Raw genomic sequence first — 22,687 nt, forward strand, 5'->3', positions numbered from 1 at the left:
CCTACTCGGTCAGGAAGTCCGGCCGCTTCGGTATCGGTACGACAAGAGTTTCCTGAAGATGTGAAGTTCTCCCGGAGTGGAAAGGAACCAAGGCAATGACGTCTCTCATTCCCGGTCCCCGGCTGACCCTGCCGAGCATCGCGGCCTGGTTGGAGAATCCGTGGCCGTTCTCGGAGCACAACCCGGTTCGGGTCGAGGAGTCCGCGGAGGACGGCAAGTACCTGATCCGGGCCGAGCTTCCGGGATTCGACCCGGAGAAGAACATCTCGGTGACCGCGCACGAAGGCATGCTGACGATCAGCGCGGAGCGCGAGGCGAAGACGGTCGAGCACGGCCGTAGCGAGTTCTACTACGGCAAGTTCAGCCGGACGGTTTCGCTGCCGCACGGTGCGGACGCCACGAAGGTCGCGGCGGACTACAAGGACGGGATCCTGGAAATCTCCATGCCGTTGTCGGACAAGCCGCACGAGAAGCAGGTGAAGATCAAGGTCGGCAAGAGCTGATCCTCCCCGGCCGGGCGGACGTGTCACCCCAGGGCACGTCCGCCCGGCATTCCCGTGCTCGAAGGAGTCGGTATGCGTGTCTTGACCTTGAATCCCGGCTCTTCGAGCCTGAAGACCGCCCTGGTGGTCAACGGCACCCCGGTCGGATGGTGGTCGTCGGACCTCACCGGAGCGGAGGCGACTTCCGTGACCGTGCAGGCACTCGCGCAGTGGTCCACTGTGGACGCTGTGGTGATCCGGTTCGTCCACGGCGGTTCCCGGACCGGCCCGGTCCGGCTCGACCAGGAGACGCTGGAGGCACTCGAACGGCTTTGCCCCCTCGCGCCACTGCACCAGCCGCAGGCGATCGCCATGGCCCGGGAAGTCTTCCGGCAACGCCCCAAGCTGCCGGTGATCGCCGCCTTCGACACCGCATTCCACACCGGCCTTCCCAGGAAAGCCGCCCAGTACGCCCTCCCGAGGGAATGGACAGCGCAGGGAAGGCTGCACCGCTACGGCTTCCACGGCCTGTCTTGCAGACACGCCGCACGCCGGACCGCGGAACTGCTCGATGTCGAAGCCCCGCGCCTCCTGTGTTGTCATCTCGGCGCCGGCGTGTCGGTGACCGCGATCCGGGGCGGACGGAGTGCGGACACCACGATGGGATTCACACCGTTGGAGGGGCCCGCCATGGCGACCAGGTCCGGCTCGGTGGATCCTGGGTTGCTGTTACACGTCATGCGGACGGCGCCGATGTCGGTCGACGACATGGAAGAGGCGCTTTACCACCATTCCGGGCTCGCCGGAATGACCGGGACGAACGGCGACCTCCGTGCCGTGCTCACCTTGGAGGCCGCTGGAGACCCCGATGCCTTCACCGCGATGGACGTCTACCTGCATCGGATCCGCCGCGAGATCGGTGCGATGGCGGTGAGTCTGGACCGGCTGGACGCGGTCGTGTTCACCGGGGGAGTGACCGAACACCAGCCCGAGTTGCTCGGCCAGCTGGCGGAGGGCCTCAGCGTCCTGGGGATCTTCGTCGATCCCGCCCGTTGTCTCGGCGACGGAGACCGGGCGATCAGCCCCGAAGGCGCGCCGGTGACGGTGTTCGCACTCGGTACGGGCGAGGACGTCGAATTGGCGCTCGAAGCCGAGACCGCCCTCACCGCGGTCCAGGTGTAGCAAGGGAAGAGAAAGGCCACGGACGAGTCATCTCGCCCGTGGCCTTTCGAGTCGCTGTCAGGAAGCGCTCGGGCTGAACCGGTGCACCGCCTCGGGCGTGACGAGCACGATCGGGCAGGTGGCGTGCTTGATACATGCCGTGGCGACACTGCCGAACACGAGCCGTTCCAACCCCTTTCGGGACGGTGACCCCAGCACCAGGAGATCGGCACCATGAGCCGCCGCGAGGAGCTCTGAGGTAGGATTTCCTTGCCGTACCGAGGTTTCCACCGGCACGTCCGCGTCGAGCCTCGCACGCGTCCGTTCAGCGGCCTCCTGCACCGAATAGCCGTCCCGGACAGGTACTCGGCCGTGTGGCTGGAGAGCGAACGAGGTTCCGGGCAGGAGTTCCTCTCTCGGCAGTACGAGAAGGACCTCGACGCGATCACCGCGGGAGACGGCTTCGGTGATGGCCCAGCTGATCGCTTCTTCGCCACCGGGCGACCCGTCGGCGCCGACGACGATGCGGCGCGCGTTCTCCGGGCTTGTGTTCATGGTTCGTTCCTTTGCGACGGGAGATCGATCCTTGCGCGGAGGAGGTCCTGCCAGGTGACGACACCGATCACGCGGCCGAGCTCCAGCACCGGGACCGACCTGAGCCGGTGTTCGAGCATTCTGTCCGCGAGATCGGTGAGATCCGCGTCCGGATGTGCGCTCACACCCGGAGCCCGCATGATGTCCCGGACGGTGGTGGGCGCACCCAAGTGCACGCCGGCATCGGGCCCACCGTCCAGCCGCGGATCGGAGAGATAGTCCGCGCGGAGGACGTCTTCCTCGGAAAGCAGGCCGATGAGCCTGCCGAGGTCGTCGACGACCGGCAGCGAGGTGATTCTCTTGCCGGTCAGTACGACGATCGTCGCCGCGGGTGTCACCGCGACGACAGGGGTGGTCATGACCTCACGTACTCGCATGAACCGAGTGTCGGCCTGGCGGTACGCCGGCGACACCGCTGGAGGTCCCGCAAGGGAGGGACGGTCGGCCCTGTCCGGAGTGAACGAGCACGCGCGACGCTGACGACACCACCCGCTGAGGACATCGTCGGAGGTCGAGGCCATGGAAGCGTCGTCACGTTGGGCGCGAGCCTGGCACACCGTTCACATCGGGCACAATCCGCTGGCGCGGTGAGGATTGCGCCGAGGCGACACTCCTGGAGGATGGGGCGCCGCTCCCATGGGCGGACGTGCGGGTTTGACGCGGGACACCCTCCCCGCCGAAGCCACCTGGTCCACTCCCGGAGGAGAGGTCCGAATCGGCGAAGTCCCGGCGACCCGGGGCACGCGAGCGGGAGCGAAGGTGCCTGTCTGGCTCGACGGTGAGGGCAATCCAGTGACCGCACCGCTGACCGCGCCCGACGCACGGCTGACGGGAATCGGCGCGGCCATCGGACTTTGGCTGGCTGCGGTCGCGACCTCCTGGTTGCTCTACGGGCTTGTCCGGCTAGGGCTTGATCGAGCGCGCTTCTCACGTTGGCAACAGGAATGGCTCGAGACGGCTCCGAAATGGACGTCCTGGTAGCGGTGCCGAAGGTCCCGGCTCGCCGGGGCCCACGGCACTCCCGGCCCGGGCGCTCGCGGAGCAGGCTGAGAGGCAACGAACAGAGGAGCGCGCCATGGTCGTCACGCAGTCACCGGTCATCATGGCCGCGCTGGAAGCGGCCGTACGGGCGCCGTCACCGCACAACTCGCAGCCGTGGATCTTCGAGTTGGCGGCGGATGCGATCGATCTGGTCCTCGACGAGGACCGGATATTGGAGATCTGCGATCCCGACGGGCGAGAAGCCCGGCTGGCCTGTGGGGCCGCCTTGTTCAACCTGGAAGTCGCCATAGCCGCGGCGGGACGGGTCGCTGACATCGAACTGGCACCCGAGCGTGACCGGCCCTCCTTGCTCGCGAGAGTGGAACTGGGGCCCCGGCATAGGCCGAGTTCGGCTGAGCGGAGGCTTGCGGCCGCGGTGCCGCGGCGTTTCAGCAACCGGCGCCCGTTCACCGAGCAGGCAGTGCCGCCCGCGGCGCGGGCCGCGATGGTCCAAGCGGCGCAAGAGGAAGGCGCCGGCCTCGTTCTGCTCGACGAACACGGACTGCTGGAGCCGGTCGCGGGGCTCATCCGCCGTGCTGACCACATACAGAACCAGGACACGGCCTTCCAAGCAGAGCTCCGCGACTGGGCCAAGAGCCACGGCGGTGACGACGGCGTACCGGACTTCGCGGGCGGGCCCCGGTCCGCGGGCGGTCTGCTTCCCGTCCGGCATTTCTCCGGCAGTAAGGAGATCCGGATCTTCGAACAGGACCCGCTGGTCGCCGTCCTGACGACCCCGAGCGACGGATCTCTGTCGCAGGTCCGTGCTGGCCGGGCAATGCAACGAGTCCTGCTCACCGCCACCGATGTCGGAATGAGCGCGTCGTTCTACTCCCAGCCGATGGAAATCCCATCCACCCGCGGGGAACTCCGGGCGCTACTCGGAGGTGCCGATCATCCGCAGACTGTCTTCCGGCTGGGATACGGCTATCCCGGCGTACCGACGCCGCGTCGGTCGATCGCCGCGGTCGTCCGGGAGAAGCGGGTATGACGATGAACGGATCCCTGCGGACCACGGTCCCGGCGCATGTCTGGTCGACCGAGGAGAAGCGGATCCTCGTCGCGGCGGCACGGTTCGCGGCACGGCGATGGCTCGGCGACGAATGGATCCTTTCCCTGCGAGGCGACGCGGTGGATCTGTTCGAGAAGCCGCACGACACTCAGTGGCTCCGCGACCGCGGCGGTCGTGCCAGGTTGATCGCCTGCGGTGCCGCGCTCGCCCATCTCGAGGTCGCCGTCCGGGTGCTGGGCTGGTCACCGCTGGTTGATCTGCCCGCCGACGTCCTCGCGCTCGATCGGGTCGCGAGAATCCGGGCAACGGCCCGGACACGTCCGGATGCCGGTGATTTCGCGCGGTTCGGCGCGATGTCGGGCCGGGCGTCGAAGCCCCTTCCGTCGTCTTTGCCCGCGTGGGGCCGGAGGGTCGCGGAGGCGTGCGCTTCAGGCGGAGTGCACGTCGGTTCGCTGCCTCCGCACAGCGCGCGAGCGCTGCCCAAGGTCGGCGGGCAGATCGGCCGTAAGGCGGCGCCCGAGATCGAAGACCGGGCCGGAACCTGGTCGGCCTTCGTGGTCGGCAGTGAAGCGGAAGCGCGTCCCCAGCTCGTCCGTGCCGGGGCGGTGTCGCAACGGTTGCGGCTCGCCGCCGCGGAATACGGATTGCGCAGCTGCACGTTCACGGAGCCCTTCGACGTGCCGGGAGTTCGAGGCTCACTCGCCGGAATCGGTGGGGCCGCGGGTATTCCCCAGCTGGTCGTCATCGTCCGGAACCATCAGAGAACACCGGCAGAGAAGGGATACACGTCATGACAGACCACACCACGGAGAGGCGGATCGTCGTCGGAATGGACGGTTCGGCGAGTGCGGCGGCAGCCGTTCGGTGGGCGGCTGAGCAGGCGACGCGGCAAGGTGCCGTGCTGCAGGTGGTCAACGCGTGGTTCCACGACGCCATGCTGGACGACGCGTCAGCGAATCACACCGTCGCTCAGGCGAAAGACGTGCATCTGAAGGCACTCGAAGCCGCGACGTCGAAACTGCTCGACGGTCACGAGGCACTCCAGGTGAGCTACGAGGTACCCCTCGGGGACCCGGGCGATGTCCTGGTCGAGCAGTCGGAGGGCGCCTCCATGCTCGTTCTCGGCAGCCACGGCACAGGGAAGCTGCGAGAGCTGCTCGTGGGCTCGGTGTGCAACGCGTGCCTGCACAACGCGACCTGCCCGGTCGTCGTGATCCCGCCGCCCGCCCGGAGCCCGGGCAGCAGTCTTGGCCGGCTCCTGAACTCCGTTGCCTACGAACCGGGCCCGATTCTCTGAGGACACCTGAGCCAGGAGAGATGTCATGCGAGAGCAGCCAGGAATCGTCACCGTGGTGTGGCGACGGCTTCACCTCGGGCGGAATCCACTGGCCCGCTGGTCCGACCGGGTTGAAGCCGCGTTCGCGGTCGGAGCCGTCCTGGCCGCCTTGCTGGCGATCCCGCTCGCCGCCGCTGTGGGATCCGACGTATGTGACGCCCACCGACGCGACGAGCACCGGGATCGGCGTCGGTACCGGAATCTGGCTCGCGTTCGTGACCCTCCTGGCCGGCCTCTTTCTGGGCGGCCAGACGATGCTCGGCCGTGCGCGTAGCGCCGCCTGGGCCCGGGAGTGGCAGCGGGTCGCCAAGGACTGGACCGCCGCCTGAGAAAGGAGTACCCATGCGAATCCTGCTGACTGAGGCCGTGTTCGGAGACGCCGCCGTTCCCCAGAACGCGCTGTCTCATTAGACAGCGCATTTAGTACCAGTTGCGTGACCTGCTGGATGACCAATCCGAGGGCGGCTCTACGGTCCTGTTGCGATGGTGCGGCTCGTACAGTCTGGCCTAGGGTGGTCAGCCACGTGAGTTCCTGGGTGGCGAGTCGCCTCCGCGTGGTCAGCGGCGCTATTTGCCGGTGTTCTTAGTTGCAGCGGGATCTAGCCGTGCCGCCAGGTCCTCGAATATGCGCGTCACGCTGGACTCGCGCTGGGCGATGCGACGCAAACGGGCAGCACCTGCCGCGCGCTGGGTTTCTGTGCCGGTCCGGGCGGCTATCTCAATCGCCACGCGCGGGTCTGTGTCGGACTTGTTGTCGGCCGACGATGCGGCCGCAGAGATCGCAGTGCGGGCGGCGAGGAGGTACGGGCCGACGAATGGGGCCTGCAGGAGGTTCGGCGCGGCACGCAGCAGCTCGTCCAGCAACTCGGTGTCCAGTCGTTCCAGGCAGCGCATGGCTTGGTCGGCGGCGATTAGTGGGTCAATGACCGCATCGTAGACGTCGTCGATCGACCCGATGGCCGACTGGATCAGCCGCAGAATGCCGAGGTGTTGGCGGGCCACTGGGTGCTTGCTTGCGGCCTTCAGCAGGGTTAGCGTCCGGGGGTCTGAGATGAGGTTGGGGTGTTTCTTCAGGATCGCGCGGGATCCCTCCCATGTTGACGTTGTCAGCCAGGCCTGTAATTCTGCGGCGTGAGCGTGCGTCGCACGGTGGATGGCTAAGGTCGTGTCCAGCCCGCCGGTGCGAACCTCGTCCAGCAGGTCGTGCAAATCGGTGAGGCCGTCGACCTCTGGGTAGAGGAAGCGGGCCAACACGACGCCAGTCTTTACATCGTCGGTGAGCAGCGTCGTTGCGTTGTCCCGGATGATGGACTCGCGGGTTTCCCAGTTCTGGCTGCTGAGCCACTGATTAAGCAGGTCTAGGAGAGGTCCTGGTAGGTCTGCGTAGGTCCAGGTCGGCAATCGCGCTCGCATAAATGTCGCGGCGTCCGGCCGTGTTTCCACCACTTCGGCGACTGTGTCACGGATTCTCTGGCGGGCGGCACCGCTGTGTACGGGAAGGTCGGGCTCAGCGGCTGTTGACGCGGCCAGCTCTAGATCGTCGAACACGCTGTCGATATCGAACGGATGCGCAGCGGAATCGACGTCGAGATCCTGCAAGCGCCACAGAGCACGCCTGGCAATCAGTTCAGCTTGCGGTCCCGGACTTAAACCTCGCCATGCAGCCAGGAAGGCGGCCAATGCCCCCGCACGATCACCAACCTCACTACGCAGGCTGGCTTGGTTGTTCAACGAGTCGGCGAGGTCGGGTAGGAAGGCGCCGGGGTTGGTCTCGGCGAGTTGCCGATAATGGGTGACGGCTTCGTCAATCGCGGCCAATGCCCCCGCACGATCACCAACCTCACTACGTCGATTGGCTTGGTTGTTCGACGAGACGGCGAGGTATGGCAGGAAGGCGCCAGGGTTGGTCGCGGCGAGTTGCCGATAATTGGTGACGGCTTCGTCGATCGCGGCCAATGCCCCCGCATGATCACCAACTCCACTGCGCAGGTTGGCTTGGTTGTTCAACGAGCTGGCGAGGTCGGGTAGGAAGGCGCCGGGGTTGGTCTCGGCGAGTTGCCGTCGCATGGTGACGGCTTCGTCGATCGCGGCCAGTCCCCCCGCACGGTCACCAACCTCACCACGCAGAGCAGCTAGGTTGTTCAACGCCATGGCGAGGTCGGGTAGGAAGGCGCCGGGGTTGTTGTCGGCGAGTTGCCGTCGCATGGTGACGGCTTCGTCGATCGCGGCCAATGCCCCCGCACGATCACCAACTCCACTGCGCAGGTTGGCTTGGTTGTTCAACGAGCTGGCGAGGTGGGGCAGGAAGGCGCCGGGGTTGTTGTCGGCGAGTTGCCGTCGCATGGTGACGGCTTCGTCGATCGCGGCCAGTCCCCCCGCACGATCACCAACTCCACTGCGCAGGTTGGCCTGGTTGTTCAACGAGTCGGCGAGGTCGGGTAGGAAGGCGCCGGGGTTGGTCTCGGCGAGTTGTCGATAATGGGTGACGGTTTCGTCGATCGCATCCAGTGCCCCCGCATGATCACCAACTCCACTGCGCAGGTTGGCTTGGTTGTTCAACGAGTCGGCGAGGTGGGGTAGGAAGGCGCCGGGGTTGGTCTCGGCGAGTTGCCGTCGCATGGTGACGGCTTCGTCGATCGCGGCCAGTCCCCCCGCACGATCACCAACCCCACTGCGCAGGTTGGCCTGGTTGTTCAACGCCGTGGCGAGGTCGGGTAGGAAGGCGCCGGGGTTGTTGTCGGCGAGTTGCCGTCGCATGGTGACGGCTTCGTCGATCGCGGCCAGTCCCCCCGCACGATCACCAACCCCACTGCGCAGGTTGGCCTGGTTGTTCAACGCCGTGGCGAGGTCGGGCAGGAAGTTGCCGGGGTTGTTGTCGGCGAGTTGTCGATAATGGGTGACGGTTTCGTCGATCGCATCCAGTGCCCCCGCATGATCACCAACTCCACTGCGCAGGTTGGCTTGGTTGTTCAACGAGCTGGCGAGGTCGGGTAGGAAGGCGCCGCGGTTGTTGTCGGCGAGTTGCCGTCGCATGGTGACGGCTTCGTCGATCGCGGCCAGTCCCCCCGCGCGGTCACCAACCTCACCACGCAGAGCAGCTAGGTTGTTCAACGAGCTCGCGAGGTCGGGCAGGAAGTTGCCGGGGTTGTTGTCGGCGAGTTGTCGATAATGGGTGACGGTTTCGTCGATCGCGGCCAATGCCCCCGCACGATCACCAACCCCACTGCGCAGGGTGGCCTGGTTGTTCAATGCCATGGCGAGGCTGGGCAGGAAGGCGCCAGGAACGCTCTTGTCGTTCTCGTCCAGCCGCCGATAATGGGTGACGGTTTCGTCGATCGCGGCCAATGCCCCCGCACGATCACCAACCCCACCACGCAGGGTGGCCTGGTTGTTCAACGAGCTGGCGAGGTTGGGCAGGAAGGCGCCGGGGTTGTTTTCGGCGAGTTGCCGATAATGGGTGACGGCTTCGTCGATCGCGGCCAATGCCCCCGCACGATCACCAACCCCACCACGCAGGGTGGCCTGGTTGTTCAACGAGCCAGTGAGGTTAGGCAGGAAGGCGCCGGGGTTGTTTTCGGCGAGTTGCCGATAATGGGTGACGGCTTCGTCGATCGCGGCCAATGCCCGCGCACGATCACCAACCTCACCGAGTCGGATGGCGAGATTGTTCGACCACGCGGCTAGTGCGGCGAGGTTGTCAGTTTCGGTGGAAGTGGGGTCTGGTTCTGGTTGGCTGCGCTGTGTCGCGGTCAATGCGAGGGCTCGGAGTGCCGCATGTCCTGTGGGTATAGCGTTGGCGAGCTGTGCCAGTGGCAGCGGTGTGTCTTCGCGTTCGGCGAGCTCGGTCAGTGTGGCGGCGAATGGGCCTCCTTGGTTGAGGGCAACGGCCAGGCCGGCCGACCACATGTAGGAGTGGTGGTGCAGCAGACGCTGGGTCAGATCCAAGGCGCGCTGGAGGTTCTGCTCTGCGGCGCGGGTGAGAACTGTGCAGGCGCGGAAGCCTTCCGTGATCGCGGACCGCTTATCAGCGTATGCGTCCGGGTCGTCGGGACTCTGGGCGAGCCGTTGGTCGGTGCTCGGGTCGGGTGGGATGCAGCGATCAAGCAGAGCGGGCGTGTCGGTGAATTCTCGTAGCACCAGTCGTTCACCCACGGGGTCTGGCCGGATCGCGAAGCCTTCGTCGGCGGTGTCGGGGGTCAGGAGCCCGGTAAGTACGTCGATGAGGAGGGCCCTGTCGGGTGTCGGCAGGGCTAGCTCCTCGATCGCCGTGAGACCTTTGGTCGCTCGAGCTGTGGTGGACGGCGCGATGAGCGTCAGTACGGCCCCCGCACGGGCCAGCAGAGTTGAGCCGTAGGTGGGCAGACCGCGTTCGTTGCAGGTCCGCTGCCAGTAGTCGAATTCTCGAAGCAGGACCCGGTCGTACAGCGTGTCGCGCTGGGTCGGCAGCGCGTCACCGGCGGCACCCTCGGCGGCCAGCCACGCTTGCAACACCAGGTCCAGGGTGGTCCAGCGCGGGTTCGGGGGTGGTTGTTCGATGGTGGTGCTCACCATGCCGGGCAGTTCGGCGAACCGTTGCGCGGCGCGGCGGAACACGCCGGCCGAAGCTGGATGCCGCCGCGGGAGGGGAATGAGCAGCGGTGTTGCGGCGCTCAGGCCGTCACGCTCGGCGGCTCCGGTGATGGTCGTGAGCCAGTCGCCGATCGCCCGAGCGGTCAGCAGCACCCTGGTGGGCGATTCCCTGCCGCGGAGGGCTTTGACAGTTGCGAGGATACCCGCGGCGCCGGTGTCCTCGACGTAGTCCACGACGACCAGCACGGGCGATTCCACACCCGCGAGCCAGGCCAGGTCGTCGCCGCTCGGTACTGGGTGTTTGGCCAGGAATCCGGTGTACCAGCCTGCTGTGTCCAGCCGCCGGCACAGCTCGGCGGCCAGGTGGGTCTTGCCGGCGCCTCCCACCCCGTGCAGCACTGCCAGTTCCACGCCGTCCGGGGTTGAGCTGCTTGCCTCAGCCCATTCCAGCAGCAGGTCCAGTTCATCGCGGGTGTAGAACGGCACCACGCCCTGCCTGGCCTTGATCTGCGTTAGCGGGCCGGCATGTGGATTCGGCTCGATATAGGGGTCGGTCAGCGGCTGGAAGTCCGGTTGCCGCCAGTCGATCAGATCCACAGCGGGAACAGTTCGTCGGGCCAGCCCGACGTCGATGCCCAATCCCCACCGCCACCTCCCGGAAATCTTGGCGGTCGCTGCGATCATCTCGGCGCCATCAGCGACTGCGGCGGCCCAGTTTTTTGCCGGGGCGGACGTGTTCGCCGGCCAGGTCACGCCGGTGACGTCGATCGCGAGGAAGGACCCGCCAGCGTCGACCCTCGCACGGATCTCCTCCTGCAGCGGGAACCCGTCTTCGGTCTCCGACGCGGTCACCTGCACTACGTCCTGGAACGGGGCGTTGCCTTCCGATGCGGACCACGAGCCGTCCAGCCAGATCAGCACGATGGCATGCCCAGGCCCGCCGAGCCGTGAGTCCAACACGACGATCATCGGATGCAGCCCGGCGTCCAGACAGGCCCCGGCGTAGGCCACGCAGATGTCCAGGCAGGTGGCGTGCTGTGGCCGAGCTAGCACCTGGTCCACCGGACGGACGGTCTGTAGCCCGTCGCCACTGGTGGTCGGCTCGCCGACATAGCGCACTCCGGTGTCGGCGAAGACCTGGTAGATCAGCCGCGCCTTCTCGGCCGGTGCCGTGCTCCGCGGCCCTGGCAACCTCCTGGCCAGTTTTGCGGGCAGCAGCTTGCGAATCAGGTCCTGCTGGACATACCGGGCCAGCTCATCCGGATCCGCGGGCCGGTCCCATCGCCATCCGGTCATGGCTCGATCACCCCGATGATGTCCTCGCCGACGACCCTGTCCACCTCAGGCACGTGATCAAGCTCGACCCGCAGTCGGTGCGCCCCCGCGGGCAGAGCGGGGATCTCGACTCGCCAGCTTCCGCCGTCCCACTCAACCGGGAGGCTGTCGGGCACCTCGGCCGATGCCCCCGGCTCGGCAATCAACCGGGCCCGAGCCTTCACCTGCTGCGGGTCGGCCCCGCACAACCGCACGGACGCCGTCGACGGCACCCCGGCAGCGGTCACGTCATCCACATCGAAACCCACCCACGGCCGGTCCGGCCCCTGTTCACCGCGCACGGCATCCAGCGGCGCCGCCTCGAACCGGGCGACGAACTCGACCACGCCGCTCGCGGACGCGATGGGCAGATGCGGTTCCGGCCACCAAGCTCGGTGATAGACCCCATCGTCACCGTCCGCCGAGTACTCCACCGGAGTGGCAGAAATGGCGGGCACCGTGCCATCCCCGCCCTCCCACCCCTGGCTCGGCAGCCACTCCGCATCTGCCCGGCTCACCCGAAGACGCTGTCCCTCGATCACCGCCCGGCCCGCCGTGACATGCCCGGTGGCGTAGAAAGCCATGAACCGCGACTTCGCCTCCGGCGTCGACTCGAATAAGTCGCGACAGACCGCCTCGAGCTCCAGATGCCGCTCATACGCGACTTTCGCACGTATACGAAATGACTCCGGGGCGACCGACACCTCGTGCGGATACGCCGGGCCGCTGGCGTCCAGCACCGCTGGATAGCGTGGCAACAACTCCCAGGTCGAATCCCAGCCCGACACCACCTCAGCGGCATCCTTCAATAACCGGCTCGACATCGCGGCCACCGACGCGGGGCCCAGCCGGACGCCATTGAGAAGCCAGTCGATCGCCTTCGGCGCGCCGCGATGCGGTGTGGCCACCGTGATCAGGGACCGGCAGATCCGGTGACCGCCCAAGACCGCCCACCACCAGCGTGCCACCACACCACCCATCGAATGAGCAACCACGATCACCTGCCGATCGCCTACGCGGCGCGCGATCTCGGCCTCCAACCGCTCGGCGTTGTAGACCATGCCCTGGCGGAAATCGTAGGGAAACAGCAACACGCTCGCCGCCGGCCGAGGGGCCCGGCACGGATGCACAGTGTCGATATCATCAGGTTCCAATCGGAACTTGTTCATCAGTCGCTGAACTAGTCGGTCGTACCCCGCGACCTTCTTCCACGGCAGCACCCTCATGCTCGGCAAAAGGCCGACCGGCACCACCGGCTCGGACATCGTCAGGCCGGCTGGAGCGAACACCGACCGACCTGTTCTCTGCAAGTTCTGTCCCCACAAGGGCCGACCGTCCGGGTATTCCAGGACACTTCCGCCGATACCTGGAACGATCACCAGCAGATGCTTCAGGCCCATCAGCCCTCCCGACCGATTAACTTCGTCACGCCCTTCAATCGTTCATCCAACGACACGGGTTACCGGCTGTGTATCACGGTTCGGTCGGCCACATGGGGAACCAGGTCACGCAAATTAGCGCCAATAATTCACCAAGTTTTTGTCCGCTTTGAGATCCGGGTCTCCGCGAAACCGAGATTTGTCGGCTGTAGCCGCATGTTTCACGCCGTTCGCTGCTCGGTAGCTCTGATCACGTGGTATCACCGTCCAGATCATTCTGATCAGCGGCGGATGACGAAGCTTCTCGGCTCGCCAGTTCGCCAGAGGGTCCCACGGGCACTCGCGCGCGAGAAGGCGGTGGTGGCTATTCGCGGTGCCGGTACGGTAGCCGCGCAGCGTGCCGCGGCCGCCCATACGGCGGCGCGAGCGATCCCGGCCGCCACGAAGCTGGCGTTGTTCGGTCAGGCCGGTGTAGTCGTCGTGGACTCCGTGACCGAAGTGGTCGGGCTCCTCGCCGCGTTGTCGTGGCAACCTCTCCCCGCGGGCGAGCGGGTGGTCGTGGTGAGCAACGCGGGCGGCGCCGCGGTACTCGGCGCCGAAGCGTGTGCCCGTCATGGCCTGAAGCCCCCTGAACTGAGCGCGGACACCGTAGCCGGACTGCGTCGCCTGCTCCCCGAGCACGCGACCGTGGGGAATCCGCTCGACACGAGCGCCGCCGTCACCGCGGAGACGTTCGCCGCTTGCGTGTCGGCCGTGCTCGCGGATGACGCCGTCGACGCGGTGATGCCCGCCGGCGTGCCGACCGGCGTGGGAGATCCACTCGCCGCGCTCAAGCCATCAGGACAGGGAAAGCCTGTTCTCGCCGTACGGCTCGGTCAGCTGGAATCCGTGACCGCGCACGCGGGCATACCTTGCTATGGCGACGTCGAAGAGGCAGCGGTGATCATGGCGAAACTGGCCGCCCGTTCGCTGTGGTTGAAGAAGGCCGAAGGTACGGTTCCCGACCTGGACGGCATCGACCTGGTGACGGCCGCCCACCTCGTCGACGAGTTCCTCGTGGCCCATCCCGACGGTGGCTGGCTGTCCCGAAAGGTCAGTGAGGATTTCGTCGACTGCTTCGGCATCCGGTGCACCGGACGCCGGTTCGGCGACCGTGAACTCATCGTGCGCGCCCAGATCGACGAGACCTTCGGCCCGGTGATCGTGCTCGGTCTCGGCGGCCTGGACGAGGCACTGCTCGATGACCGCGTCACCGCCCTCTGCCCGCTCACGACCGCCGGCGTGGACGGCCTGATGGACGGTCTGCGGTGGGCTCACCTGCTCTTCGGCGGAGGTGACGGCGCTGTCGACAAGGCGGCCGTGCGGGATCTTCTGCTCCGGGTGAGCCGGATGGTGGAGTCGTTGCCCGAGATCGTCGACGTCGACCTCGATCCGGTGCTGGCGTCTTCCGAAGGCGCCGCGGTGAGTGCGGCCCGGGTGCTCGTCCGGCGTCGGCCGCATAGCGACCCTTACCTTCGGGCCTTACGGTGAGCCTTTCCCGCACGGTATTGAGGGATAGGGAGAGGGTTGAGTCTCCCGTGCTGCCCTTGGCATCAGGTCCTATAAGACGGTTGCGGAGGTGGCTTTCGCAGCCCCCATCTCAACGGCGGGCCGAGCTGGGTTGAGGAAGAGTGAGTGGCGATTCAGCCCCTAACCCTTTGCCTCGCGACCACCAGCACGGACCACGCCACGCAACGTTTACCCGCCCTAAATAGTGTATTGTGTCGCCGACGAGGATTATGAAATGCTGTGAAAACATTGAACAAAGAGGCTGAGGTGTCGAGCCTTCAGTGTGATCCGTGTACGCCCAGAGTAACTCGAATTCTCGTCAGGAGCGATTCGCGCTTCGTCAGTAAATTCTTTAATCGATCACCAAACTCCTTGCTCTCTCTAAAATCTGAGTTGACGATGGCGTCCATTAATTGGCGCGTTTCCTGATGAAACTCGTAGCATTCGTTGACGGTGTCTTTCTCGTCTAGCATACTTAGTGCACTTAGCGCCTCCCAGGATTCGCGCATTCCTTTGTTCATGTCGCTCTTCGCGCGTTCTCGCTGCTCGGCGTTCGCGACTCCTGGTAACATTTTTGGAATTGCTTTATAGGCTTGATTCAGGCCATCGCTGTAATGGACGTACTCGTTCAATCGCCGATCTCTCCAATGAAGGTGTAGATCGTGGGCTCGCGTACTCTGTAGGTCCTCTTGCTGTCTTTTCCATCGAGTTTCCTCGCGATCGCGCTCCCTCTCCCATCGCTTGTCGTCTCGGTTCGCTGCGGTGCGTTGTCCTATCCAGCTTGCACTGATCGATCCTGCAACCGCGAGCAGTGCAAGTAGGATTACAAGCCATGGAGATCCTTGAGGTCCCTGCATGGCGATGCACGATAGCGCTCCGTGGCAAGATTGCAAAACGAGGATTAAAGATCATTTTCAAGAAAGTTGCAAAACGCTACTCCGACCGTGTCTTGTCGCGCTGGTCGTCAGTGTGTGACGGGTGACTCGGTGCTCCGGCGTGGTGCTGATCTACCTGCTGCGGGGTAAGTCATAGGATGCCGCTGCTAGCTCCCGCATTCCTGGGGACTGTAGCTTGATCATCATTTTTCACGTTCCGTTGAGTGCCTAACGTAACGTGGGGTTGACTTTCAGTCAGAGTGCCAGCAAGGTCGGGTGAAGAATTCCCTGATTCTGACTCTCTTGCGACCCAAGAGTCTCTAGTGTGCGAGCGAGGTATAGATTGCTCGGCTCAGGTCGCATGGACGTGAATCGAGGGGTCGATGGCGAGTAAATGGATCAAGATGAGGTCGGCGCGAGGGCGGAGTCCGCAAGAGGCGGGAGTCGAGGAAGAGGAACCGCCGCCCTCCGGGGTGGACGATCCGCCTGATGATTGTTCTGCCAACAATGGAGCTGGATCACTTGGCGACACGCCAATCGATAATGTAAAAGGATTCGAATCCTATGATGAGAAGGCTGACCGGCTACTGCATGAATTCCGTCTTAAGGATAGAGTTCACGAAGAAGACGTCAAGCAGAAGTCCAAAGTTGAAGAAGATCCGCCTTCGAAGAAGAAAAGTATCGTTGGGCCGCTGGGTGTCGTATACTTCTCCGGAGTATTCCTGGTCGCACTTGGATACGGTCATCTAAGTGGCCTTGATTTTAATGGATGGATTACCTTGACGCTCAGTACTGCGGCGTTGAGTGTCCTCTTTGTTGGAACTTATTCTGCGGTGTGCGATAGGAAACCATCCGGCTCTTCGCTGTTGTTAATTCTTGCTGTGATCACCTCCGGCTACTACTGTGGATCCGCCACCAATTTTCTGCGTGACGTCGGCAAAACTCTCGGATCCTGGTTGATATGGCATTTCAGTTGATTGTTAGCACACGGTGTGGCCTCGGATCTTTGTAGTGCGAAGGTGGCTAACGCGTGACACGACGGTCGCATCGAAGGAAGATCGCTGGAGAGGCCGCAGTGACTATCTACGTCAGCAGCGGAGACCTTCGTGCACTCGAAGGGGAAAGGCACCCTTCAAGCCTGGGGTGAGTTCGCTGTGGCCAGTGTGGCCACGGTGCCCTGTATCTGTGCCAGGCTGTGCTTCTGCGCAGTTCGTGCTCTTACGGGTTCTATCGTAACCTGCACGGCCGTACGCGACCGATGCCTGGGAGGGATCACTTAAGTACAGCGAAGAGCTCCGTACGAGTGAGTCAGCACTCGTACGGAGCTCTCGACGCAGTCGTGGTCAGCGGAGCCAGCGGTTGCGGTCGACGAACGGCAAGCGAGACCAGAGGTAGCCCAGTCCCCAGGTCGCCCCGGCGGCCGTCGCGGCGAGCGCGATGAGGACCAGTGCGTAGACGAGGTGGTAGTCGATGACGGGGTTGGTCGACATCGTCGGTTCGCCCGCGGCGGTGGTCCGGGAAGGCGGCCACTCGGCCACCCACATCAGCAGCATCATCACGGTGCCGGTGATAGCGGAAAGCCGGAGGGCGATCCCGAAGCTCACCGCGAGACCGATTCCGAATAGGCCCGCCATGAACAGCCAATCCGCCCACCAGGTGCCGCCCCAGGAGCGCAGCGTTTCGGCGAATGGTCCGAGGTCGACTCGGCTCAGGAAACCTTTCGTCGGCGAGCCGCCGTTGATCCAGGCGTTGCCGGAAGATGTCGCGTAGCCGAAGCCGAAGGTCTTGTCGGCGAAAGCCCACAGGAACAACAACCCGGTCGCGATCCGGAGCAACGCGAGACTCTTGGCGCCTGCGCTCTGTCCGGTGTGGACGTTCAGGTCACCGGCGGGAACTGCGTGACGGTGGCCGCTGTCGGTGGTGGCCATGGAATTCTCCTCGGATTCGGCCTTGATGGTCGAATCCAGTCTGTTACGGAGTGGTGCGCGGCTCTGGGGTCGAAAGGCCCGGGTATACGAGGCCATCGTCATGCGCCACGGCGAGGGTCGTCCGGCAGGCGCGGATCAGCTGTCGCGTAACGCGCGATGCGGCAAGCGGCGGTGGGTCCGGCAAACGAAGGTGCTCACCAGTCGACGATCGGAGATGTCGGTGTAGCGGGGATCGATGTGGAGCGAGAGGGCTTGGGCTGGTTCCGGTTCACCGACCTGGATCAGGTGGCCATCGGCCTGATCCAGGGCATGGCAACGGGTGTGCCGACCCTCAGATGCCGAGGGCGGCGTGGCGGATTGTTTCGTCGTCCCAGACGAAGTCGAGCCGGTTCCGCACCTCGACCACGCCGGCGACGTCCGCGACGAGAGCCCCGGCCCGTTCGACGGTGCCGCGGTTGTCGAGCCTGCCGAGCAGGGTGACCACGCCGTCTTCGACAGTCACGGACGCCTGACCTGGTGTCACCCAGAGGGTGTCGGCGAGGACGTCGCGCTCGATGTCGAAGCGGATCTCCTCATCCGGGCGTTGGAAGCTCGACAGCAGATCCCGGCGCGACACGACCCCGGTCAGCTTGCCGTCTTCGACGACGAACAGTCGCCGGACTTGTTTACGGGCGAGCAGAGCAGCCGCCGTGTCGACAGATTCCCCTCCGCCGACGGTCAGGACCGGCGCGGTCATCAGGTCTTTCGCGAGGAGTCCGTTCGCTTTACGCAACTCGGCCCTGCTGTGGCGGCCGGAGATGAAAGAGGCCCGGGGATGCCGGAATCGTGCGAGAAGGTCGGACTCGGACACGACACCGACCGGGACACCGGCCTCGTCGACGATGGGAATCGCGCTGATCCGATGCAGGGCCATCAGCCCGGCGAGCTGTTTGTAGGTAGTGTCCGCCGTGACCGCGATCGGACTGTCCGTCATGACTTGGGAAACGGTTGTGCGCATTGCCCTTCCTTCACTTTCCGGGTGCCGCGGTGCGGGCGATCAAGACCGGGCAGGCGGCGTGGTGCAGCAAGGCTTGTCCGGTCGAACCGAGCAGGTGGCCGCGAAATCCGCCCCGTCCTCGGCTTCCGACGATGATCAGCTGTGCCGTGGCGCTCCAGCGAAGCAGTTCCTGCCGCGGGTCGTCGCGGACGGCGACTTGCTGGACTTTGACGTCCGGATGGCGGTCGCGGAACGGCGCGAGCTGTCCGGTGACCATGTTCCGCGCGGACTCCGCGACGAGTTCCCACTCGTAGTTGCCACCGCCGTCTCCGAAGGACGGCGAGCCGCCGACGTCTCCCCGTGCGTGGACGGCGATCAGTTCGGTGTCGCGGACGCTTGCCTCGGCGAAGGCGGCAGCGAGGGCGACGTCGCTGGTGGATCCGCCGTCGACGCCGACCACGACCGGTCCTGCCATCGGGCGGCTCATGCTCGGATCCTCCCGCTCATCACGGCTCATGCCGCAAAGCTAAGGGAACGCGGTCGAACTCCACCGGTGCCGTTGGTCCCGGATACGCGGGACCCCAGTAGCGCCACTGGTCACTAGCGTCCGCGTCCGCTGGGCTGTGGACTCGATCGATGAGGATCCTCATCGCCGGAGGAGGGCTCAGCGGTCTCAGCCTCGCGGCACACCTCGCCGCCCGGCCGGAACCGCTCGGGTCGATCACCGTCGTCGACGACGCGAGCCGGCCGATCACGCAGGCAGGCTGGGCGTCGTGGTCGGACAGCCCGGGCCTGCTCGACGTGGCCGTGTCGCGCACGTTCGATCGATTCCGCGTTCATGTCGGCGGTCGCGAGCGAATCGTCGATCTCGGCGCCTACCGCTATCGTTTCGTACGGGGTGACGACTTCGCCGCGGCGGTCGGCCGAATGACGTCCCGGCATGGCGGATTCACCTTCCACAGTGGACACGTGAGTGACATCAGACAGGCGGGTCAAGGCGCCGAAGTCCTGGTGGACGGCGAAGCGATGTATGCGAACTGGGTATTCGACAGCGTGCTTGGATTGGAGCCGCCCAGGGCCGACGCTTGGCTGATCTTCCGAGGCTGGCATGTGCGAACCGCTGCTCCGGCGTTCGACCCGGCGATCCCGACGTTGTTCGACTTCCGCACCGCACAGAGCCGGGCTGCGAGCTTCCTCTACGTCCTTCCGCGAGGTCCTCAGGAGGCCTTGGTGGAGCACACTTCCTTCGCATCGACCCGTTCTCACGGTGTGGCCTACGTGAAGGAGCAGCGATACGCCCTCGGCGAGTACCTCTCCGGGGTGCTCGGGATCCGGGATTGCACGGTCGGACGGGAAGAATCCGGATCGCTGCCCTTGTCCGCCCACGCGGTGGATCGCAGGCGTGGTTCGGTCCTCACCATCGGAACGAAAGCGGGAATGGTCAAGGCTTCGACCGGATACGCCTTCGAAAGGATCCAAACCGACAGCGCGGCGATCGCGAGATCCCTCGCCACCCTCGGTCATCCCTTCGATCTGCCGAAGTCACCGCACCGGTATCGCGTGTTCGACGCCGCACTGCTCGATGTGATCACCAGGGATCCAGCTCAGCTGGAACGGGTCTTTGCGACGTTGTTCGACCGCTCATCGGCCGAACCGGTGCTGCGGTTCCTCGACGAAGCGAGTTCCGTCGCGCAGGAGGGACGGCTCCTTGCCGGACTGCCGCCTTCGCTTTACCGTGCCGTGGCCAGGAGGCACCGATGACGCCGTCATCCTCCCGCCATCGACGGTCATGGCCGAGAGGCGACCTGCTGGCCGGGGTCACCGTCGCGGCCTACCTGGTCCCTCAGGTGATGGCCTACGCCGAGGTTGCCGGGCTGCCGCCCGAGGCCGGGTTGTGGGCGACGATCGGTCCGCTCGCGGTCTACGCGTTCCTAGGCTCGTCGAAGCTCCTCTCGGTGGGGCCCGAGTCGACCACCGCCCTGATGACCGCTGTGGCCTTGGGGCCACTCGCGGCAGGGGATCCGCTGCGCTACGGCGTTTTGGCGGCGACGCTCGCGTTGCTCGTCGGCGGACTGTGTGTGCTCGGCGGGTTGGCGAAGCTCGGTGTCCTGGCGGATCTGCTGTCCAAACCCGTGCTGACCGGGTACATGGCCGGGATCGCGGTCCTGATGGTGCTGAGCCAACTGGGCAAAATGACCGGGGTTCCCGTCACTGGCGACGGCGTCGCCGCGGAACTGGCCTCATTTCTGAAGAACGTCGGCGAGGTGCACTGGCCCACGCTCCTGGTAGGTGCTCTGGTACTGGCATCGCTGCTGGTACTGCAGCGCTGGATGCCCAGATTCCCCGGGCCCTTGGCCGCGATCCTGCTCGCCGCCGGCGTGGTCGCCGCGTTCTCCCTGACCGATATGGGAATCGAAGTGGTCGGCACGATCGATTCCGGTCTACCCGTGCCTGGTGTTCCAGCCGTCTCCGCCGCGGACCTGCCCGACCTGTTGCTGCCCGCCGTGGGCATCGCGATCGTGGGGTTCTCCGACAACGTCTTGACCGCAAGAGCCTTCGCGGGCAAGCGCGGGGATCGGGTCGACGCCGACCGCGAGCTTCGCGCGCTCGCCGCGTCGAACGTCACCTCCGGCCTACTGCATGGCTTCCCGGTCAGTTCGAGCGGGAGCAGGACCGCACTGGCGATGGCGATGGGTGCCCGGACACAGCTGTACTCGATCACCGCGTTGGGGACGGTGATCGTCACGGTCTTCTTCGCCGGCCCTGTGCTTGCCGCGTTCCCCAAGGCCGCGCTGGGGGGAATCGTCGTGTTCGCCGCGCTCAAACTGATCGAGGTCGGCGAGTTCAGGCGGATCGCCCACTTCCGGCGCAGCGAATTCGTGTTGGCGGCGTCGACCTGTGTGGCCGTCCTGGCACTCGATGTCCTTTACGGAGTCCTCGCCGCCGTCGGACTGTCCATTCTGGATCTTCTGCGCAGGCTGGCGAGACCGCACGGCGCCGTTCTCGGCTTCGTTCCCGGCGTACCGGGCATGCACGACGTGGACGACTATCCGGAGTCGACCACCGAACCGGGGCTGGTCATCTACCGCTACGACGCGCCTCTGTGTTTCGCCAACGCGGACGACTTCCGACGGCGCGCGCTCCACTCCCTCGACGGGAACGAACCGGTCGAGTGGTTCGTCCTGAACGCCGAGGCCAACGTCGAACTCGACATCACCGCCGCGGACGCGCTCCGCGGTCTCTGTGAGGAATTGCGAGGGCGCGGGATCACCTTCGCGATGGCCCGGGTCAAGCAGGAACTCCGCGACGATCTCGCCGCCGCAGGTCTGCTCGAGCTCATCGAGGAGCGACGTCTCTATCCGACCTTGCCCAGCGTGGTCGAGGCCTACCGCCGAAGGGAGACGACCGATGCGTCATGAGAGTGAACGGGAGTGGTCGAGCGGCGAAGTGGAGGTTCTGGCCAGAGCCGTGGTCCGTGCGCCGTCGGTGCACAACAGTCAGCCTTGGTCCTTGGCGTTGCCCGGGCTGCGGGCCGAACTGAGCGAACGCGCCGACGTCGCCTTGCCTCACCAGGATCCAGGCGGTGCCGACAGGCTCGTTTCCTGTGGCGCCGCGCTCGCCAACCTCGTCCTGGCAGTCCGTGTCCTGGGGTGGCGGGCGGACGTCGCGATGCCGGAGGGCGAGCCTCCGCTCGTCGCCTTCGTGGCCGCGGCAGAGCGCGAACCGCCTTCGGACCACGAGTTGCACGCCTATGCGGCGATCTCGCGGAGACGAAGCCACCGCAGGTCCTTCTCACCGGTGCCGGTGGCGCCCACCACGTTGTCGAGGATCATCGACCCGCTGCTGGAGGGCGTCCTGTGCCATGTCGTCGGGCCCGAGTACACGGAAACCGTTGGCGAGCTTCTCGAAACAGCCGCCAGAGTGATCAAGGGCGACGCCGGGCTCCAAGCCGAGCTCGCCGCATGGACCTCGGCTTGGCGTACCGATGGTGTCGGTGATGGGCTGGTGACGCCCGGGTATGACAAGGCGGGTCTGCCTTGGGCGGGTCTGGTGCGCGAGACGACCGTGATTCCCGATGTCGGCACACTCGCGTCGAGGCTGGCACAGGAGACGCTCCTGATCTTCTGCGCGGAGGACAGCCGCGCGGGGCGCGTGTCCGCCGGAGTGGCGATGCAGCGTGCCTGGCTCGCCGCGGTGGACGAGGGCTTGGCGGCGTCGGTGTTGTCCCAGCCGCTGCACGTCGCGGCCGTCCGTGCCCGGCTGGCAGCCGCGCTGTCCCTGGCGGTGCCGCCTCAGATGATCATGCGGCTGGGCTACCCGGACGGTTCGGTCCGGCGAACCGCGCGGCGTCCGGCCGGTGACCTGCTACGCCGTCCGGATCGCGGCCTCTCGCCCTGATGCACGGCCTTGGCAGAACCGATCAATGGTGAAACGCTGAAGGTGTCAGGGACGACGAACACCTGTCGTCACTG

The 22,687-nt window shown here is 65.6% G+C and carries 18 protein-coding genes and 1 pseudogene; 11 read left to right on the top strand and 8 right to left on the bottom strand.

The genetic code is table 11. The features are described from left to right. Window positions 1-95: 95 nt before the first annotated feature. Both DMH03_RS28625 and DMH03_RS28630 read left to right on the top strand, forming a co-directional pair. A complete protein-coding gene (locus DMH03_RS28625; protein WP_125795085.1) occupies window positions 96-503 on the top strand; it encodes an Hsp20/alpha crystallin family protein in 408 nt (135 codons plus the stop codon). A gap of 72 nt (window positions 504-575) precedes the next feature. Next, a complete protein-coding gene (locus DMH03_RS28630; protein WP_125795086.1) occupies window positions 576-1,664 on the top strand; it encodes an acetate/propionate family kinase in 1,089 nt (362 codons plus the stop codon). A gap of 57 nt (window positions 1,665-1,721) precedes the next feature. On the opposite strand, the gene DMH03_RS28635 is transcribed toward DMH03_RS28630, so the two are convergent. Continuing rightward, a complete protein-coding gene (locus DMH03_RS28635) occupies window positions 1,722-2,198 on the bottom strand; it encodes a universal stress protein (protein WP_125795087.1) in 477 nt (158 codons plus the stop codon). Continuing rightward, window positions 2,195-2,614 (bottom strand): HPP family protein, encoded by a 420-nt coding sequence (locus DMH03_RS28640; protein ID WP_233611688.1) that lies wholly within the window; start codon window positions 2,612-2,614, stop codon window positions 2,195-2,197. Before DMH03_RS28640 ends, DMH03_RS28635 begins: the two co-directional genes overlap by 4 nt. 698 nt (window positions 2,615-3,312) lie before the next feature. On the opposite strand from DMH03_RS28640, the gene DMH03_RS28650 reads away from it, so the two are divergent. From DMH03_RS28650 to DMH03_RS28665, 4 genes are read left to right on the top strand one after another with little or no spacing between them, the layout of a single operon-like run. Further along, window positions 3,313-4,269, top strand: a complete 957-nt coding sequence (locus DMH03_RS28650) for a nitroreductase family protein (protein ID WP_125795088.1) — start codon at window positions 3,313-3,315, stop codon at window positions 4,267-4,269. Then, window positions 4,266-5,084 carry a hypothetical protein gene (locus DMH03_RS28655; RefSeq protein WP_233611689.1) on the top strand — a complete coding sequence of 273 codons (819 nt, stop codon included), beginning with the start codon at window positions 4,266-4,268 and terminating at the stop codon, window positions 5,082-5,084. The genes DMH03_RS28650 and DMH03_RS28655 overlap by 4 nt, the downstream gene beginning before the upstream one ends. Next, window positions 5,081-5,587, top strand: coding sequence for a universal stress protein (locus DMH03_RS28660; RefSeq protein ID WP_125795089.1), 507 nt, complete (start codon window positions 5,081-5,083; stop codon window positions 5,585-5,587). Before DMH03_RS28655 ends, DMH03_RS28660 begins: the two co-directional genes overlap by 4 nt. A gap of 20 nt (window positions 5,588-5,607) precedes the next feature. After that, window positions 5,608-5,955 carry a hypothetical protein gene (locus DMH03_RS28665; RefSeq protein ID WP_233611690.1) on the top strand — a complete coding sequence of 116 codons (348 nt, stop codon included), beginning with the start codon at window positions 5,608-5,610 and terminating at the stop codon, window positions 5,953-5,955. Between the two features lie 238 nt (window positions 5,956-6,193). Here the strand turns inward: DMH03_RS28665 and DMH03_RS28670 are convergent, their stop codons facing one another. After that, window positions 6,194-11,491, bottom strand: a complete 5,298-nt coding sequence (locus tag DMH03_RS28670; protein WP_125795090.1) for a tetratricopeptide repeat protein — start codon at window positions 11,489-11,491, stop codon at window positions 6,194-6,196. After that, entirely contained in the window at window positions 11,488-12,909 is a 1,422-nt protein-coding gene (locus DMH03_RS28675; protein ID WP_125795091.1) for a triacylglycerol lipase, read from the bottom strand. The genes DMH03_RS28670 and DMH03_RS28675 overlap by 4 nt, the downstream gene beginning before the upstream one ends. Before the next feature lie 270 nt (window positions 12,910-13,179). On the opposite strand from DMH03_RS28675, the gene DMH03_RS28680 reads away from it, so the two are divergent. After that, window positions 13,180-14,418, top strand: coding sequence for an acetate--CoA ligase family protein (locus DMH03_RS28680; RefSeq protein WP_255431257.1), 1,239 nt, complete (start codon window positions 13,180-13,182; stop codon window positions 14,416-14,418). A 296-nt stretch (window positions 14,419-14,714) separates the two neighbouring features. Here DMH03_RS28680 and DMH03_RS28685 read toward each other — a convergent pair whose 3' ends face one another. After that, complete coding sequence (locus tag DMH03_RS28685) at window positions 14,715-15,068, bottom strand: hypothetical protein (protein ID WP_125795092.1); 354 nt, start codon at window positions 15,066-15,068, stop codon at window positions 14,715-14,717. 716 nt (window positions 15,069-15,784) lie between these two features. Here DMH03_RS28685 and DMH03_RS28690 point away from each other — a divergent pair. Continuing rightward, window positions 15,785-16,288, top strand: a complete 504-nt coding sequence (locus DMH03_RS28690; RefSeq protein WP_125795093.1) for a hypothetical protein — start codon at window positions 15,785-15,787, stop codon at window positions 16,286-16,288. Window positions 16,289-16,654: 366 nt separating this feature from the next. Here the strand turns inward: DMH03_RS28690 and DMH03_RS28695 are convergent, their stop codons facing one another. The 3 genes and pseudogenes from DMH03_RS28695 to DMH03_RS28705 all read right to left on the bottom strand — a co-directional run. Then, window positions 16,655-17,239, bottom strand: coding sequence for a DoxX family membrane protein (locus DMH03_RS28695; RefSeq protein WP_125795094.1), 585 nt, complete (start codon window positions 17,237-17,239; stop codon window positions 16,655-16,657). 331 nt (window positions 17,240-17,570) lie between these two features. Then, a complete protein-coding gene (locus DMH03_RS28700; protein WP_233611692.1) occupies window positions 17,571-18,212 on the bottom strand; it encodes a CBS domain-containing protein in 642 nt (213 codons plus the stop codon). Between the two features lie 34 nt (window positions 18,213-18,246). Continuing rightward, a pseudogene (locus DMH03_RS28705) lies at window positions 18,247-18,681 on the bottom strand (universal stress protein); the annotation flags it as partial. Between the two features lie 170 nt (window positions 18,682-18,851). Here DMH03_RS28705 and DMH03_RS28710 point away from each other — a divergent pair. Genes DMH03_RS28710 through DMH03_RS28720 form a run of 3 tightly spaced genes read left to right on the top strand, consistent with a single transcriptional unit; the run spans window position 18,852 to window position 22,613 of the window. Then, a complete protein-coding gene (locus tag DMH03_RS28710) occupies window positions 18,852-19,976 on the top strand; it encodes a lycopene cyclase family protein (RefSeq protein WP_125795096.1) in 1,125 nt (374 codons plus the stop codon). Then, a complete protein-coding gene (locus DMH03_RS28715) occupies window positions 19,973-21,634 on the top strand; it encodes a SulP family inorganic anion transporter (RefSeq protein WP_125795097.1) in 1,662 nt (553 codons plus the stop codon). Before DMH03_RS28710 ends, DMH03_RS28715 begins: the two co-directional genes overlap by 4 nt. Further along, on the top strand, window positions 21,624-22,613 hold the full coding sequence (locus DMH03_RS28720; RefSeq protein WP_125795098.1) for a nitroreductase family protein: 990 nt from the start codon (window positions 21,624-21,626) through the stop codon (window positions 22,611-22,613). Before DMH03_RS28715 ends, DMH03_RS28720 begins: the two co-directional genes overlap by 11 nt. The last annotated feature ends 74 nt before the right edge of the window (window positions 22,614-22,687 follow it).

The organism is Amycolatopsis sp. WAC 01376 (assembly GCF_003947415.1).
Classification (GTDB): domain Bacteria; phylum Actinomycetota; class Actinomycetes; order Mycobacteriales; family Pseudonocardiaceae; genus Amycolatopsis.

What these genes read in the sequence shown, in the direction of transcription:
- DMH03_RS28710 (WP_125795096.1), top strand. Translation starts at nt 18,852, where the DNA reads ATGAGGATCCTCATCGCCGGAGGAGGGCTCAGCGGTCTCAGCCTCGCG.
- DMH03_RS28715 (WP_125795097.1), top strand. Translation starts at nt 19,973, where the DNA reads ATGACGCCGTCATCCTCCCGCCATCGACGGTCATGGCCGAGAGGCGAC.
- DMH03_RS28660 (WP_125795089.1), top strand. Translation starts at nt 5,081, where the DNA reads ATGACAGACCACACCACGGAGAGGCGGATCGTCGTCGGAATGGACGGT.
- DMH03_RS28640 (WP_233611688.1), bottom strand. Translation starts at nt 2,614, where the DNA reads ATGCGAGTACGTGAGGTCATGACCACCCCTGTCGTCGCGGTGACACCC.
- DMH03_RS28680 (WP_255431257.1), top strand. Translation starts at nt 13,180, where the DNA reads ATGACGAAGCTTCTCGGCTCGCCAGTTCGCCAGAGGGTCCCACGGGCA.
- DMH03_RS28695 (WP_125795094.1), bottom strand. Translation starts at nt 17,239, where the DNA reads ATGGCCACCACCGACAGCGGCCACCGTCACGCAGTTCCCGCCGGTGAC.
- DMH03_RS28670 (WP_125795090.1), bottom strand. Translation starts at nt 11,491, where the DNA reads ATGACCGGATGGCGATGGGACCGGCCCGCGGATCCGGATGAGCTGGCC.
- DMH03_RS28655 (WP_233611689.1), top strand. Translation starts at nt 4,266, where the DNA reads ATGACGATGAACGGATCCCTGCGGACCACGGTCCCGGCGCATGTCTGG.
- DMH03_RS28675 (WP_125795091.1), bottom strand. Translation starts at nt 12,909, where the DNA reads ATGGGCCTGAAGCATCTGCTGGTGATCGTTCCAGGTATCGGCGGAAGT.
- DMH03_RS28635 (WP_125795087.1), bottom strand. Translation starts at nt 2,198, where the DNA reads ATGAACACAAGCCCGGAGAACGCGCGCCGCATCGTCGTCGGCGCCGAC.
- DMH03_RS28700 (WP_233611692.1), bottom strand. Translation starts at nt 18,212, where the DNA reads ATGACGGACAGTCCGATCGCGGTCACGGCGGACACTACCTACAAACAG.
- DMH03_RS28665 (WP_233611690.1), top strand. Translation starts at nt 5,608, where the DNA reads ATGTCATGCGAGAGCAGCCAGGAATCGTCACCGTGGTGTGGCGACGGC.
- DMH03_RS28650 (WP_125795088.1), top strand. Translation starts at nt 3,313, where the DNA reads ATGGTCGTCACGCAGTCACCGGTCATCATGGCCGCGCTGGAAGCGGCC.
- DMH03_RS28625 (WP_125795085.1), top strand. Translation starts at nt 96, where the DNA reads ATGACGTCTCTCATTCCCGGTCCCCGGCTGACCCTGCCGAGCATCGCG.
- DMH03_RS28720 (WP_125795098.1), top strand. Translation starts at nt 21,624, where the DNA reads ATGCGTCATGAGAGTGAACGGGAGTGGTCGAGCGGCGAAGTGGAGGTT.
- DMH03_RS28630 (WP_125795086.1), top strand. Translation starts at nt 576, where the DNA reads ATGCGTGTCTTGACCTTGAATCCCGGCTCTTCGAGCCTGAAGACCGCC.